Source organism: Bacteroides sp. MSK.20.82 (genome assembly GCF_019052485.1).
In the GTDB taxonomy this organism is placed as follows: Bacteria; Bacteroidota; Bacteroidia; order Bacteroidales; family Bacteroidaceae; genus Bacteroides; species Bacteroides thetaiotaomicron.
Genome location: NZ_JAHQUN010000038.1, coordinates 39,047 through 55,919 on the forward strand (window position 1 = coordinate 39,047; position 16,873 = coordinate 55,919).

Genomic DNA, 16,873 nt, shown 5'->3' on the forward strand with positions numbered 1-16,873 from the left:
AGTCAGCTATTAATAGCTGTGATGCCATCTGATAACAGCTTGAAACAGGATGGTTAATAAACACTGAATCAATCAGACTCAACCAAGAGTAAGTTGCTACAATATTCTTATCATCACACATAATTATGAACAGAAAAAAATAGTTGGTTAATAGCAAGTTAACTATGATATCAACCACTTATTAACTAATTATTAACCGACTGATTTTACACCGTCAACGCAGCTTTTTGAACAAATCCCAGATGACAATGCCCGTTGTTACAGACACGTTCAGAGAATGCTTGGTACCATATTGGGGAATCTCGATACAACCATCCGAATGATCAATCACTTCCTGTTGCACCCCTTTCACTTCATTTCCCATTACGATAGCGTACTTCTTCGTCTTGTCCAGTTCGAGTCGATCCAGCATAATGCTGCCTTCCGCCTGTTCTATCGAATAAACAATATATCCTTCTTTACGGAGGTTATCAACAGCATCAACAGCGTTATTAACATACTTCCAGTCAACAGTGAACTCTGCGCCCAAAGCCGTCTTATGCATTTCGGGGTGGGGAGGGGTAGCCGTTATTCCACACAGATAGATACACTCGATACGGAAAGCATCCGACGTGCGGAATACCGAACCTATATTATGCAGGCTACGAATATCATCCAGCACTACCACCAGAGGCAGTTTTTCTGCTTGTTTAAACTCTTCGGCACTGATACGGTTCAGCTCTGTTATTTTCAGTTTTCGCATACGTTGTTCATTTATTACGTTTCGGTTGCAAAGGTAGTTCTTTTCTGTTAACAGAGGTGTTGATAACGGTTTAAAACCTGTCAAAACAATCGGGAAAGAATTTGAAAAATAATTCTTGCATTATTCAAAAGAAGGTATAAGGGGCCTTCATTATGAACATTCCAAAAAACAAAGACGAAACTTTCTATGCAGACATCAACATATTTTTCAGCACTTATCTGCCTGTTTATATCCATAAAGTTTTTAACTTTGCACTTTATCAACAGGGAGTTAATAGTATTCTCCCATTTGATAGGGCTTGCATTGATAATGAAGATAATAAATAGTCAATCTTCCACCTTTCCTTCCGTTCATAACGGACTTATAAAGCAGAAGTATGGACTAATAACTTATTCGGCAAGAAAAATCGTATTTATTTGCTAACACTATTAACAGGCTATCATCACTAACAAAGGATTTTTTTTAAAAGGAAGAAATAAAAGAATATTATTATGAATAATCTCATAAAGGCTATAAACGAGCTGAAGAAAGAAAAGAATGCAATCATTCTGGGCCATTACTACCAGAAGGGTGAAATACAAGATATCGCCGATTACGTTGGCGACAGTCTGGCGTTGGCTCAACTGGCTGCCAAAACGGAGGCGGACATCATTGTGATGTGCGGCGTTCACTTTATGGGTGAGACGGCGAAGGTGCTTTGTCCGGATAAGAAAGTGCTGGTGCCCGACATGGAAGCGGGTTGTTCGCTGGCGGACAGTTGTCCGGCGGATCAGTTTGCGCAGTTTGTCAAAGAGCATCCGGGGCACACCGTTATTTCGTACGTGAACACGACAGCTGCTGTGAAGGCAGTAACGGATGTGGTGGTGACTTCCACCAATGCCCGGCAGATCGTGGAAAGTTTTCCCAAAGATGAGAAAATAATCTTTGGTCCGGACCGGAATCTGGGAAATTATATCAACTCAGTTACGAACAGGAATATGCTGCTTTGGGACGGAGCCTGCCATGTGCACGAACAGTTTTCGGTGGAAAAGATCGTGGAATTGAAAACGCAGCATCCGGAAGCATTGGTGCTGGCACATCCCGAATGCAAAAGTACGGTGCTGAAACTGGCAGATGTGGTAGGGTCTACAGCTGCACTGCTGAAGTATGCGGTGAACCACCCGGAGAATACGTATATCGTGGCTACCGAATCGGGTATCTTGCATGAGATGCAGAAGAAGTGTCCGCAGACAACGTTTATCCCCGCTCCTCCGAACGATAGCACCTGTGGATGTAACGAGTGTAGCTTTATGCGGTTGAATACGTTAGAGAAGCTCTATGAGTGTCTGAAGAATGAGTCACCGGAGATTACCGTAGATCCCGAAATAGCGGAGAAGGCAGTGAGGCCTATTCAGCGGATGCTGGAGATTTCGGCGAAGCTGGGATTATGATAGGATATACAAACGGTACCTTCCAATACATCAAACGGTACCATCCAGTATGTTGGAAGGTACCGTTTAATGTATTGGAGTGTACCATTCCGTGTATCAGATGGTACCGTTCTTTGAGATGTAATTATCTCATTTAAATTTTATTCATAGCGATATTAGTTTTCTGCTTCCAAACGAATAACGAATCCACCGCCTTTTGCCATATTTATATTCAATATAGTTTTACTATCCACTGTTCTTTTCTCTACCATGTATTCTTTAGGTTGCTCGTAGGAGTTCGGAGCGTCTTTAAAGATAGTTGCCTGATAGGAGACATTGTCTTTCAGGAAGCTGAGGTTCACTTCTGTAGAACGGGCATCCCAGTTGGTCATTCCGCCCACATACCAGTCATTGCCTTTTTGTTTCGCTGTTACGATATATTCGCTTAACTTTGCTTCTAATGGCAAGGTCTTATCCCATACTGCGGGAACTTTGGAAAGGAAGTCGAGTACATCCGGATATTTATTGTATTCGGTGGGTGAGTCACATAAATAAGCCATCCATTGGTCGTAAATGACAAACATGGACAATTCATGCGAACGTGTTCCCATGCTCATAGGCGGAGTATTATCTATATCCATCGGTCTGAATTCATCCTGAGTGACACTTCTCATGGATCCCGGAGTATAATCTGCCGGTCCTGCCAACAGGCGGATGAAAGGAAAACGAGTGTGATATTCGGGAGTTAACGTCTTTTCCCAGAAGTTACATTCCGCTCCTCTTACTGCTTCATAGTTCAGTATATTAGGGTACGTGCGATGCAATCCGGTAGGGACCGGGCAACCGTGGAAAATAGCTACCATTTGCTTTTCGGCCAGGCGTTCTGCAAATTCTTTTCCCCATCGCATGGCTATTTGGTCATTCCGTTCGAAAAAGTCGATCTTTGCTCCCGATACACCGTAGCTGTGCATTTTGGCGATCCAGTCACTTGGATTCTCTCTGGCACAACTAGCCCATGTCCAGACGATAATCTTCACATTCTTTTCTTTGGCGTATGAGCATAGTTCTTTGATGTAATCTTCGGACCATCCGGCATCCAAGGTCATATATTCGATATGATTCTTTGAAGCCCAGTCTATGTAGTATTTATATAACTGGAGAGAAAGTTGCTTGTTTCCACTTGGGAAGTCAACACCTTCCAAAACGGCTTTGTGCCACCATTCCCATGCACTCTTTCCCGGTTGAATCCAGGAGGTATCGGTCAGACGGCAAGGATCGGCCAGTTTGTATACCAGTTCGTTGTTCAATAATGATTTATCATCTTCCGAAACGATGATGACACGCCACGGAAAACTACGGTTTCCATCAGTCTTTGCGATGTAATTCTCTCTGGTAACAACCAAATGATTGGAATACCAGTAGTAAGGATTGGACGGATCGGAGTCTATTGTTTCTTTCGGGTAGTTAGCCCATTTTCCGCGCATGGAGTTGTAGCCGTTGGATTCCATATACAGAGCCGGATAATCATAGATATTTGATTCCGTTACGACCACTTTATAGGGAGAATCGGGATATTCGTATAATACCGGAGAAACGGCAAAACGTTCGTAAGGAATTTCCAACGGACCTTTGTAGACTTTATAGAGTCTTTCAAAGTTTCTATATCCTTGATGCACCTGATGGGTACGTCCGGATTGATCCGTTTCGCCGGAATAATTAGCATCGCATTCCGGATAATAGATGGTCGGGGTGGAAGTAAAGTTGAAAATGGCATCTTCACTGATGATCGTAATTTCTCCGTTGAGACGGGTGGCAAAATGATAGGCCACTCCTTCATCATAAGCACGTACTACAAGGTCGCAGCTGTCGTTGAAAGAAACGGTGAGTTCATTATAAGTATCCTGTAATTCTTTGTTTTTACCAACAAGGACGTCGATAGTCTGATTCACCTTTCTTTTCTTTGCCGACTTTACACTTCCGTTGCCGATTACTCTGCCGTCCGCCAGATGTAAACCGATGGGAGAAGGAAGTATAAGTTGTGTATTATCGTACCATACTTCATATTGGGTACCATTGTCTATTTTCAGTTTAATCTTCAGTTTTCCGTTAGGAGAAACCGTTTCATATTTCTCTGCCTGTAGCGTGCAGCTTAAAGAGAATAAACAAAGGAGTATTAAATAACTGATTTTTTTCTTATCCATATAATGTGTTTTATTGAGAATTAAAGATGTTATTAATTTAATTGTGCCAACCTTTTTTTCTTAAATAATCGAGCAAATAAGCAGGTTGATCTGTTTGTAAAATCCGGGCTCCTAGCTGTTCGATCAGATAACCGTAGCTTTTTTCCGGATCGGTCAGTGCAAGATTATCATCATGATTTCCTGCAAGTGATCCCCATAATGTGTTATACCAAATCAAACTTTTCTTAAAAAGGAATTGTTTTATTTTTGGAGGAAGCGGATTTTTGGGGTCTGAATAAATAATTTCGAAAGCAGCAGGACGTAATTCTTTCAAATAGTCTGTGATTATTTTCTCAGCTTCTTTGTTACCTAAATCTATTACTGGCATATATAAAACTTTATCCAAATAAGAACCAAATTCTCGTTTGACAGTTTCTATAGGCTGTCCTCCTTTCATGATTACTTGATTTTGGGTTTCGGTTTTTTCCAATATAGCATATACATCGTCAAAAATGTCATATGCTTTGTCCAAATTAACCATGATTTTTCCTTTTGCTGTTAACAAAGCTTCTTCTAAAGTGGGCACAACATAATTTGTTACTTTTCCATCCTTATCTTTCAATTTTAACTTTTTTATATCTGCCAGAGTCCAGTTTTTAATTTCTCCTTTTCCAGTGGTAGTACGATCTAGTGTATTATCATGCATTAGAATCAGTTGTCCATCTTTTGTTTTTTGAATGTCAATTTCTACAATATCTACTTTCATAGCAATGGCGCTGTCAATAGCAGCAGTTGAATTTTCCGGTGCGCTACGCCAATTTCCCCGATGAGCAACAACTAACACTTTGTTTGATTTTGGATTTAAGAAAGTATTTTTAATTGTTTCTACGTGTTGTTGTGCCGTTACTATGCAGGTTGATAAACAACAGATAATTAATAATAGAGTTGATTTTTGATTTTTCATTATTGCCATATTAAAATAGAATGAATAAGGTTTAATGTACTAATACATTCTTTATAACTTTGATCACTTGATTTGCTAAAGCTGAATACCCTGCGTCGATCGGATGTGTCCCGTCTCCGCCTGCATAATATTCGGGATGGTCGATGACTACTTTCCATAAGTCGTTCACTTCTATGCCAGCATAATTGATATGTTTCAAGGCAATCTGATTACGTATTTTCAACCGTTCGGTGATAGGGGCAAACTCTTTCATTCCTTCTCCGGTACGGACGGGAGTGGTGGTTGCCCAAATCAACTTGGCTTTAGGGGCGTATTTACGAATGATTTTGATTAATTTTGTGAAACTTTTATCATACTCTTCTTCTGTATAATCGAATCCGTGCAAACCATTATTGAAATGGATAACGTCGAACTTAGTATTTTTGAGTACTACAGTCAATTCTTCGATTAAAGCCGGATCACCTACACTTTTCGAATTAGAGAGTCGCCCTACATATGCTTTTTCTTTCAATGCTGCTTCTACTTTTCCATAATATCCGCGTGTGATGGAATTACCGATGAGCAATACATGTGGAAGATCTGTTTTATTAGCTCCGGGAATCCAAATATCAGACCATTCGATATATTCACGTGCAATCTTTTTCTGTGCATAAGTGAAAATACAAAGTGACAGTAGAATAAATGTAATAAAAGTGTGTTTCATTATTTTCTTTTTTTAATGGGTTATGTTATATAGGTTCGGATACAAAATTAGGTAATAGCAGAAAGATTATATGTGTACAAAGCAATCAAAAAATGAAATATTTGCAGCAAACATTCTATTTTTTGATTGCTTTATGTTTATAATAAGGTATAGATAATTTCTATCTTTGTGAAAAAAGTAAAATTTAAAGATCAATATCATGAAAAAGTACATTTTGTTTATGATGAGCGTTTGGTTCATCCAGTTGGCTATTTTTGCCCAGTCTAGGATAATAGAGGTTTTTCCGGAGCAGGGAAAAGATATTGAAAATATAGCGTTAGCTTTAAAAAAAGCTGCTGACTGTAAAGGGAGGCCAGTTACTGTAAAGTTTTCACCGGGAATTTATCAGTTAGACCGTGCGAAATCATCACAAATGTTATATTATATATCAAATACGACTTCTGAGTTGGATGATCCTGATCCGACTAAACATATCGGATTGTATCTTAATACATTAAAGAATATCACTATTGATGGTTGTGGGTCAACTTTATTGATGAATGGTGAAATGACAAGTTTCGTACTTGATAAATGTGAAGGTATTGTTTTGAAAAATTTTAATATAGATTATAAACATCCTACTCAAACGGAGGTTGAAGTATTGGAAGAGGGGAATGATTATTTGATTGTTCAGGTACATCCCACATCCCAATATCGGATTGTAGACGAACAGTTGGAGTGGTATGGTGATGGTTGGTCTTTTAAGAACGGAATAGCGCAGTCGTATGACCGTATAAGTGAAATGACTTGGCGTTCGTGGAGTCCGATGGAGAATTTGCTTCGTACAGTAGAACTTCGTCCAAATGTGTTATATCTGCAATATAAAGCAAAACCACAAGTAGGACTACATACTATTTTTCAGATGCGCGACTCTTTCCGTGACGAAGTGAGTGGATTTGTAAACAGGAGTAAGGGAATACTGTTGGAGAATATCAACTTCTATTATTTAGGAAATTTCGGGGTAGTCTGTCAATACAGTGAGAATATTACTGTTGATCGTTGTAACTTTGCTCCTCGTCCAGGTTCAGGACGTACTAATGCGGGATTTGCTGATTTTATTCAGGTTTCTGGTTGCCGTGGTATGATTGATATTAAGAATTCCCGTTTTGTAGGTGCACACGATGATCCTATCAATATACATGGTACACATTTGCGAGTAATAGAATTTTTGTCGGACAATCGTTTAAAACTTCGTTTTATGCATGATCAGACTTTTGGATTTGAAGCCTTTTTTAAAGGAGACGATATAGAACTTGTTGATTCACGTTCTTTGTTGGTAGTAGGGAAATGTAAAGTAAAAGAGGCAAAATTAGTAACACCAAGAGAAATGGAACTCACTCTGTCAAGTCCACTCTCTTCGGAGGTAATGCAACAGAAAGACCTGGTTGTTGAGAACCTGACGTGGACACCGGAAGTGCGGATTACAAACAATTACTTTGCAAGAGTACCAACCAGAGGGATTCTTATCACAACACGACGTAAGTCTCTGATAGAAGGAAATACATTCTACGGCATGCAGATGAGTGGAATATTTGTAGCCAATGATGGATTAAGTTGGTATGAGTCAGGACCGGTACACGACTTGACTATTCGTCAAAATACGTTTTTAAACTGTGGAGAACCGATTATTAGCATTGATCCGGAGAATAGAGAATATAAAGGGGCGGTTCATAAAAATATTACTATTGAAGAAAATTATTTTTATATGAGAAAAAATAGCTCATGTGCCATTCGAGCGAAAGCTGTTGATGGCTTGATGATACGTCATAATTTGATTTATTCTCTAGATACTGAAAAAAATAAAGAGTCTGATTTTATTCAGATGTATAATTGTAATGAAGTTACAATAAAAGAAAATCGGGTACAGTTGCACCACCTATTTAAATGAATTCTATTTCAATTTTAAAAGAAATAGATAAATATATAGTAAAAGATTTGATTATAGTAAACCCTGGAAATTTATAATACAAACTTCCAGGGTTTATTTTTATAAGAATAACATTTGATGAATAGTTTAATAAAATGAAGAACTTTATTCAGCTACACTCCACAATCTTACTGACTTAAATTCTATATTTCTACAGATATCTGAGAAAGATACTACCCAGCCTACGGTAATAGTTTTTTCTTCTGTTAGTTCAAATATAGGTAAGGCAGATGTTTTATTAGTATGTTCTGACTCAAATTTGAGGTAAGAGAGGATAATGTCTGACTTTTCCAATTCTTCATTGTCGGGTAGTGATTCGCCTTGAGCTACAGCAAAATGGATATTGGTACTGCCAGAACCTATATTTGCGGCGTTTTTTACTTCGATACGCATTTCATACTTTCCTTCTGGTAAAGTAAATGTTTGCCAGATCTTTCCGTTGTCATAATATCCCTGACTCCATTGTGTTGTTTCGAACTGAATTGTTCCATCGTTGTATTCTGTGAAGCCGGCACCTCCATTGGCATTTTTAGTTTCCATAACTTCATTCCATTTCCAATCGTAAGGTTTTCCCCATTTATTGCTTACATCATATCCTCTAAATGGATATCCGGCATTCTTAATATAAAGACTGGTTAGGTCTTTTGTAATGCCAATGTAACTTTGGGAAGGCAATGTAACTTCTTTATATTCTGTAACAAATTCGTCCAAGGAAGTTGTTGTCGGTTTATATATACTATTGTACCGGAGTATTCCATCAGCTTTAAAATTGTCGAGTTCTGTTGTAGTCTCGTCAACTGAAATATATTTCGAGCCTAAAGTTCCGTCCTGACGTTCATATTCAAGGTTACAGCCTACTAAACCGTCTCCTCTTGATATATTCCAATTCAGTTTGGCTGCCCATATTCTTTCTGATTGTCCACTTTCATTTACAATTTCTTTTTGTTCAGGAGAGATACTATGTAAAATCCGGTTGGTTAATGCTTGTTGGTATAGTTCGCCATATGCATAAGCAGATACCTCTGTCGGGATAGATGTGTTGTTTTTGGGATCATAGGTGACTATCGAGAAGTCATATTGTCCTTCTGTTAAATTCTCTAACATAAATTCGAAGGTTTCTCGTGGTTCCGTACGTTCTATTGGAAACTCTTTAAACTTTTCTTCCAATGTAATAGGATCTTTGTAACTAATAACACATTTTACCTGATTTACACCGTACATCATTTTCCCTTCTATTTTGATTCTATTTTTTCCAGTAAAAGCTTTGAGTGAATCAAGTTTTCCTACATAGATTTTTTCTCCCTCGTCTAGATAAGGCTGAATACCATCCAGCATGCCATTACACGAATAGAAAAAGCACAGGATACTACAGAGAATCAATATATTTATTTTTTTCATACTTTTGCTTTGTTAAAAGGTTATTGTATCGGGGTTCCGTAGAACCAAAGTTGCTGCATAACTACCAATCCGGCACCGTCATGAGTAGAAAGTATTTTAAATCGAATGTATCTTACTGGAGGAATATCTGCCGGAAATTCAAATTCTTCTCCTTTACTAGCATATGTTATATCTTCTTCTGAATTTGAACCGGCGGGCCATCCGGAAGGTTTTATACTTTCACAATCTGCCAGTTTGGTCCATCCGTCCCAACTTCCGTCCGAAGATGGTAAATCAGAACGTCCCCATACTTCCCATTCTTTGATAGCACCTGCACGATAGTAATAACTACCTCCCATGGAGCGTTGCCATGAGGTGAAGCGGCTTAATTGAGCGGTTTGACCCATATCGAATGTAAACCATACAGGAAACTCGGAAGGATTAAAGTCATAACCGTGAGCATAATTCCAACTGTTTAATCCATGATCTCCATTGAATAAAGACTCCAAAGTATGACCTGCGTTGTCCATCTTTATATCATTGGCTAGATAGAAAGTTTTGAATTTGGTCAAATCCAATTTTTCTTCATATAGTGGTGTCAAGGTTGTTAAGTATTCCTCTGACTGGTTATCATATAGATCGCGGACACGGACTTTAAAATCATGTGGTTCGGCAGAGAACCCTCGGAGTGTAAAGCCGATGTTTTTTACAGAAGTATATTCTGTATGTTCTACATTCCAATTACCTTTTGAATCTTTTGTAGAGACATCAAAGATGAGATAGTTTCTGCCTCCATTTGTAGTATGTATATAAATACCTCCGAATGTAGGATTTACCTCTATTTCTTCAATGGCAGTAAGGTATGCCGGTTTTCCAGGTACTATTTCGGTGATGATAGCTTCTCCTTCTTTCTCCATTTTGTTAACGGCTGAAATTACTAATTTTTTCGGGTTCGTATTACCGAAACCTTCTATTGTCGTTTCATCAGTATAGAGAGAAGCACGTGCTTCCATTTCTTTTCCATTGTCAAGTGTATATTTTATTTTGATATACAATAGATCTTCGTCTGTTGGAGCAGTGAATTTCAATGTCACTCCACCAGGAATTTGTTCATAGGAAGTCACTTGTACTGTACCAGGAGCATGTCCACTGTCATCCCCATAAGGTTTATGAGTTTCTACATCTTCGCAACTGTGTAGCAATACTGCCGCACATGCCATCCATATATAATATAAGATTCTTTTTTTCATTGTTTTTCGATGTTTATAATTACCATCCATACGTTTGAATTAATTTGTCGTCTACTTGTAAGTCTTGTTTTTTTATAGGCCACAAATAGTCTTTAGTTGTAAATGCGCGAGGAACAAAAAGAGTTGTGACTTTATAAAAGTCTTCTTCTATTTCTCCTTGTACGTTCCATCCTTTAATGGATTTACTCAGTTCTTTTGAAGCGTCTTTCCATCGTCTGAGATCATTGTATTGATGTCCTTCCAACGCAAGTTCAATTTTACGTTCCTGTTTGATGATACTTCTCATCCCATCTTTAGTTTTAGGTTTGGTAGGATCATTGCTGTACTTTTCCCATGCTACTCTGACATCTCCTATATCTTCGGTCTGTCCAAGTACACCTTTTTTCAATCCGGAACGTTCACGTACCTTCCGTAGGTATGTATAAACTTCTTCCGGTACATTATTATCACCTTCTGCAGCTTCATTAAGTGATTCTGCATACATTAGATACAAGTCGCCTAATCTGATAATAGGGAATGGGTATTCGTAGACTACTTGTGAAGATTGAGTTATAGCATTTTGATAATATACTACTTTTTTAGCGAAATAACCTGTAATGGAGTAGTTAAATCCCCATTTGTTTCCAGAGTTTCTTCCATATTTACCATCTACATAATTCAAGTCATTGACATCTGTACGTCCGTTACCATACCAAGTGGAACCATCGAAACCGAGAGACCCGTAGAAGCGGGGTTCTCTGTTGAAGTGAAGTACGGCAGTGGTCCAGCCTGTTCGCATGTTATATTTATCAGCACTAGTCACTTGTCGGGTTGTGTAACGATTATCATAGTTTCCGCTTGTTAACCATTCTTTGTCTTCGTCAATGGGCACTCCATTTTTACTGTAAAATTGTTCCGCTGTTTCCAGTGTAGGAGCATATACACCTGCTGCCCTGCTTTGCAAAATACTGCCTGTTACTTGACCGTTTCCACTTCCTTGTTGCAAAGAAGGAACAATACAAGCCATCGATAGGTTTTGCAGTTCATTGGTACCCTGTTTGCCTACGCTCCATATCAATTCGGGGTTAAAACGTTCTGTTACCGTCTGACGGATATTCATACTGTAAAATATTTCTTCGGGTAAATCCTGACTATAAGACATATCCATGCTACAATCGTAAAGCTTGCATCCGTTGGCTTCTGCTGATTCGATTGCCGCTTTGCAGGCTTCCGCGGTTTTTACCCATTTTTCACGGCTGAATTCTTGATTGATGAGCGGTTTTCCTTCTTTATTTCTAAAGTTTGCATACTCCTTGTTGCCATTGAAGAGAGGACTGGCTGCCCATAATAGGATTTTGGCTTTTAGGGCGAGTGCGGCAGGCTGCGTCAGACGTCCCATTTCAGTAGCTTCCATAGTGATGACCGGCGGAAGGTCTTTGTAAGAGTCATCTATTAATTTTACCATAAAGTCTACTACCTGGTCTACCGGCATACGGGTTACTTTTACTCCTTCAGACGAAGTTGATACGGGGAGAGCTTCGTCTACAATAGGGATAGGGCCGTAGTGCTCAAACAAGAAGAAATGATAGTAGGCTTTCAGTACATTTACTTCGGCTATCCATCTCTTTCGTTCCGAATCCGTCAGGTCGTTTACTTTATGCTGATCTCTCACATAACTTAGGAAAATATTACATTCCCGGATGGCACGGAACATAGGAAGCTTACTTCCTCCTTCTCCATCCCAATAGTTGGCATATGGCGCATTTGTATTCTGCAATCCGCGGGCTATGTAAAAGCTGACTTCATTATCAAAATAAGAATCTTTGTCGGTATAAAACCAACATTCGTGTCCGGCTCCCATACCGGGTATGCGTTTAACGGAACCATGATCGGGGACGAAATGATAGCAATTTGCCAAGTAACGCTGGGCTGTATTCTTGTTGTTAAATACAATGTCCAATGTTGTCACGTTATCGGGAACGATGTCCAAATAATCCGAACAGGAACAAAGCAAGCCCAAGCTGATGAATAGAATATATTTCGTAAATTTTTTCATATCGTTGCTTATTAGAAGTTAATGTTAATGCCAAGATTATATACTCGCTGGATGGGGTATCCCAGACCATTATTTCCCATTTCTGCATCCCATAACTTAAATTTACTGAAGGTCAGCAGGTTGCTTCCTGTCAAATATAAGCGTAAGGATTGCACGCCTATTTTTTTCAAGGCTTTCTGTGAGAATGTATATCCCAATTCTACTGTTTTCAAACGGAGGAATGAACCGTCGTGCATCCACCAGGTGCTTGTTACCATATTATTATCAACAAGTGTGGGAGACAGGCGAGGCCAGAATGCATATATGTCGCGGTTGTTTTCAGACCAATGGTCGTTAGCAATGACATCTAAACATTGCTGTACGCCTATACGATCACCGGCATCATAATTTACAAAAGGGGATGTATTTCTGGGATCGATGAAGAAAGATACTCTTGCATTTCCCTGGAAGAACATAGAAAGGTCAAACCCTTTGTAACCGGCAGAAAATCCGAAGCCATAGGTAATCTCCGGCTGATTAGGATAGCCGAGGAAAGTCTGGTCTTCATCTGTAATCTTTCCGTCGCCATTCAAATCTTTATATTTGATGTCTCCCGGCATAGCTCCACCATTGAAACTTGTCTGTGAGGGAGAGTTGGCAACATCGTTTACATCAATAAACAAGCGTTCGGCAATATATCCGTAATTGTGATTGATAGCCTGCCCGATTCTGGAGCGGTATCCTTGTCCGTAACTGGCATAATCCAGTTCTTCATAAACTTCATACCTACCTTTGGCGAGTGTGAAGTTTCCCATTCCTTTTATCCAGAAATCTTTGTTGGCAATATAAGAATAGTTGGCAGACAAATCAATTCCTCGGGAGGATGCTTCACCTATGTTTGCGCTTACTCCGGCAGAAAGTCCCATACTAGATGGAATATGAGCACGAGGTTGGTAAATCTGGGTACGGCGTTCATAGAAGAAGTCCGTCTGGATTTCCAAAGCACTGTTGAACATACCCAGTTCAAAACCTAAATTTACTTTCTTCGATTTTTCCCAAGTGATATAGATGTTGGGATAACGGGAAACAGATACGCCGTTCATATGATTATCATAATCTGTTCCGAAGAATTGATCGCGATTTCCATCGTTGGGGTTCACTTCCGACAAATAGTAGAAACGGTCTTCCGAGCTTCCGATAGCATCATTACCTACCAGTCCATAAGTCAATTTGAATTTTAGTTTGTCCACTGTATTTCGTAGCGGTATCCAGAAGTCTTCATTAGAAATGATATAACCAAGACCGAAAGAAGGGAAAAAGCCGTAACGCTCATGGGCGGCAAAACGTTCGGAACCATTGTATCCGAAGTTGAATTCTGCAAAATACCTTGAATCATAAGCATAAGTGAAACGTCCGGCAATTCCCTGGTTTCTACGTGGTAATGATTGTTGCAAGGTCTTTTCGCTTGACCTTTTTTCTTCTCGGCGGGTATATACCAACATTCCGCTAGTAGCGTGTGCACCGAATGTCCGGCCATAGCTGACGGCTGCTTCTATATAATTGGTGGTGTTGATGTTCTTAGCACCTTGGTCATAGGATAAATACTCTTCTCCTTCTACAATATTGGTCAGCGTATAACTATTGTTCGTTTTATCATAGTTGGCCTGATAGTAATAAGGATTAATGGCACGGGTGAGGTCGGAATAAGAAGAACGGGTGGTGCTGACCAGAACTCTGGCATCCAATCCTTGGGTAATAAAATCCAGTTTTTGTTTCAGTTCGGCTTGTGCGGCCACCAATAAGTTATTGGATTCTTTATATCCTCTTACCATATCTGCATAAGGATTGATGTAAGCTCCTTTATTGGCATTACCAAACAGTACATGCGTGTTATTGGCATACTCGTCTGTTGCCGGATAACTTTTAGGATATAAGACAGGACTGGTTTTCATTACCTTTTTATAGAGTCCTTCACCGCTGTCGAGCGGGCCGGTATAATCATCGAAGTTTCCGTTGACACGAATGGCAAATTCCGTAGTTTTACTTAAGTCCATATTGATATTTGACCGGACAGAATAACGTTGCCAGTTGATGTTACTGTTGTAATTGTTAAGCTTATCATTTTTGATTACTCCTCCGTCTTTGGTGTAAGAAGCTGCTACATAATAGCGTACTGCACTACCACCACCACTCAGGTTGGCGTTTACTCTTGTGGAGAGAGCATAGTCATTGAATAACTCATCATACCAGTCTACTGCCGGATAATAATATGGATTAGTACCGGCAATGGTATTTTCTATTTTTTCTTGGCTATATACAGTGTAGTTGGCACTGGCAGCAGGATTGTTGGGATCACGTCGTGAGTTAACCGCTTCATTGTTCAGTTTCATAAAATTGACAGGGTCTGTCAACTTCACCTTTTTTCGGGGAGTAGATACCGACTGTTCTACGCGAACAGACACTTTAGGTCTTCCAGCTGTTCCCTGTTTAGTAGTCACAAGGATTACTCCGTTTGCTCCGCGTGCACCATACAAAGCAGTGGCTGTAGCATCTTTCATAATGGAGAACTGTGCAATATCATCCACATTTAGGCGGGCGAGGTCGTCCGTACTCAATTCAATGTTATCGATCAGAATCAACGGATCTTTCTTGTATCCGAATGTTGTAGCGCCACGTACAAAGAATTGGGCATTATCTTTACCGGGTTCGCCTGATGTCTGAAAAGCGATCAGACCGGACATTCTTCCGGCAAGGGCGGTTGTCAAGTTACTGCTTGGCACTTTCAATTCCTGTGGATTTACTGTAGAGACAGCACTGATGACACTCTCTTTCTTTTGCTTGGCAAAAGCGACTACTGTCACTTCGTCGAACTCGTTGGTTTCAGGAAGCAGTTTGATAGCATAAAAATCTTTATTGTCTATTTTTACTTCCTGCTTTTTCATACCAAGGAATGAAACGACTAGTATCTCTCCGGTTTTCGCTTTTATAGTGAATTTTCCATCGATGTCTACAATTATACCACCTTGTCTGTTTTTAATTGTAATAGTGGCTCCTGCCAAAGGCTCATTATCATCACCGGTTACCATACCTCTTATTTCTCTGTTTTGCGCGTATATATTCGTCGCAAAGAAAAGACAGAGTAGAACCAGAATCAGCCGATTCATTTTAAAGAATGAATAAGTTCTTTCTTTCATGTTTTTCATGGATAATTTTAAATTAATACTAGGTTAATACACTTCTGACAACTAGACTGTTGTCTTGTTAACGGTGGAAATTCTCGAATTCGTTTCATATATTATTAGATTTAAATGTGATTATTCTCATAAATTCAATGAGTCAAAATTAGGTGTTTGCATTGTTTAAATGATGTATAAACGCTGCAAAAAATAACGTATTTACTGCAAAATACTTTTGATTAGGAGTATTATAAATAATATTTCCTGTATTTATATTAATTTGTATCGAACTATTCAAAGTAGAAATTTTGTATCTTTTTATTGCTTAATCGAAAATTTTCAAAGAAGAATAATTAGAATAGCCTACATTTATAGAATAAGAACCTTTATCAATCGGAAACAATGCTTTTCCTGTATAATCATAATATGTGACAGTATAACTTAATGTATAGTTTTGATTTGGTTCTATCCCTAGTTTAGTGCTAAAATAGTATGTTCCCGGAATCCATTCTATTTTATATTGTTTTGTAATTGGAGAATTCTCAAAAATACCATTTATAGCAAAAATTATTTTTGCTGAATGAACACCTGATATAAGAGGTCGCAGAGTTCCATAAAGTTCTAATACAGAACTTCCGAGTCCATCAAAATTGGGTGCTGGAATTAATCCACATTGATTATAGCCTTTTAGTTGGTAAGGTTCTGACCAAGTGCTTCTAGAGCCATTTGGTGCATATTCGTCTACACATATTCTTATAACAGGATTTCCTTTTGGCAAATAATTTCCACTAAAAGGTATTATATATGAATTTAAAGCTTCACCTGATAATACAATATATGGAGTATTACCACCATTTGGATTATAATATTTCCATTCTGCACCACTTTGATATTGAAGATAAATATTCCATTTTCCAATATATTGAGTGGGATGAATGTAAAATAGCTGAATCCAATTTCCATAAATATTCTCACCATTTATGATAGGATGGAGAGGATCTTGTACGACTCTAGTCATTATAGTAGTAGTTTCTTCTTTTTCATAATCATCGAAATAATTTGTATTACATGATGTAAATAATATTGTTATAC

11 protein-coding genes are annotated in these 16,873 nt (G+C 38.8%); 2 read left to right on the forward strand and 9 right to left on the reverse strand.

The features are described 5' to 3' along the window. Nucleotides 1–214 precede the first annotated feature (214 nt). Entirely contained in the window at nucleotides 215–742 is a 528-nt protein-coding gene (locus KTR07_RS21470; protein ID WP_008762785.1) for an RNA methyltransferase, read from the reverse strand. Nucleotides 743–1,233: 491 nt separating this feature from the next. On the opposite strand from KTR07_RS21470, the gene nadA reads away from it, so the two are divergent. Further along, nucleotides 1,234–2,172: a quinolinate synthase NadA gene (gene nadA / locus KTR07_RS21475; RefSeq protein WP_008762783.1), complete on the forward strand. Its 939-nt coding sequence runs from the start codon at nucleotides 1,234–1,236 to the stop codon at nucleotides 2,170–2,172. A gap of 155 nt (nucleotides 2,173–2,327) precedes the next feature. On the opposite strand, the gene KTR07_RS21480 is transcribed toward nadA, so the two are convergent. Genes KTR07_RS21480 through KTR07_RS21490 form a run of 3 tightly spaced genes read right to left on the reverse strand, consistent with a single transcriptional unit; the run spans nucleotide 2,328 to nucleotide 5,998 of the window. Then, nucleotides 2,328–4,352 (reverse strand): glycoside hydrolase family 97 protein, encoded by a 2,025-nt coding sequence (locus KTR07_RS21480; RefSeq protein WP_117981538.1) that lies wholly within the window; start codon nucleotides 4,350–4,352, stop codon nucleotides 2,328–2,330. Between the two features lie 37 nt (nucleotides 4,353–4,389). Then, a complete protein-coding gene (locus KTR07_RS21485; RefSeq protein WP_113748006.1) occupies nucleotides 4,390–5,295 on the reverse strand; it encodes a glycerophosphodiester phosphodiesterase family protein in 906 nt (301 codons plus the stop codon). Between the two features lie 31 nt (nucleotides 5,296–5,326). Continuing rightward, nucleotides 5,327–5,998, reverse strand: a complete 672-nt coding sequence (locus KTR07_RS21490; RefSeq protein ID WP_055219082.1) for an SGNH/GDSL hydrolase family protein — start codon at nucleotides 5,996–5,998, stop codon at nucleotides 5,327–5,329. Nucleotides 5,999–6,197: 199 nt separating this feature from the next. Here KTR07_RS21490 and KTR07_RS21495 point away from each other — a divergent pair, with 199 nt between their 5' ends. Then, a complete protein-coding gene (locus KTR07_RS21495; RefSeq protein WP_225709856.1) occupies nucleotides 6,198–7,925 on the forward strand; it encodes a right-handed parallel beta-helix repeat-containing protein in 1,728 nt (575 codons plus the stop codon). Nucleotides 7,926–8,069: 144 nt separating this feature from the next. Here KTR07_RS21495 and KTR07_RS21500 read toward each other — a convergent pair whose 3' ends face one another. From KTR07_RS21500 to KTR07_RS21520, 5 genes are all read right to left on the reverse strand, one after another. Next, nucleotides 8,070–9,362 (reverse strand): DUF4998 domain-containing protein, encoded by a 1,293-nt coding sequence (locus KTR07_RS21500; protein WP_062695862.1) that lies wholly within the window; start codon nucleotides 9,360–9,362, stop codon nucleotides 8,070–8,072. A gap of 20 nt (nucleotides 9,363–9,382) precedes the next feature. Further along, a complete protein-coding gene (locus tag KTR07_RS21505) occupies nucleotides 9,383–10,591 on the reverse strand; it encodes a DUF5000 domain-containing lipoprotein (protein WP_055219075.1) in 1,209 nt (402 codons plus the stop codon). 19 nt (nucleotides 10,592–10,610) lie between these two features. Beyond that, on the reverse strand, nucleotides 10,611–12,626 hold the full coding sequence (locus tag KTR07_RS21510) for a RagB/SusD family nutrient uptake outer membrane protein (protein ID WP_113748007.1): 2,016 nt from the start codon (nucleotides 12,624–12,626) through the stop codon (nucleotides 10,611–10,613). 11 nt (nucleotides 12,627–12,637) lie between these two features. Further along, on the reverse strand, nucleotides 12,638–15,799 hold the full coding sequence (locus tag KTR07_RS21515; RefSeq protein ID WP_062695864.1) for a TonB-dependent receptor: 3,162 nt from the start codon (nucleotides 15,797–15,799) through the stop codon (nucleotides 12,638–12,640). Nucleotides 15,800–16,106: 307 nt separating this feature from the next. Further along, nucleotides 16,107–16,873 (reverse strand): hypothetical protein (locus tag KTR07_RS21520; RefSeq protein WP_217315502.1); only part of this gene is annotated, 767 nt, incomplete at its 5' end.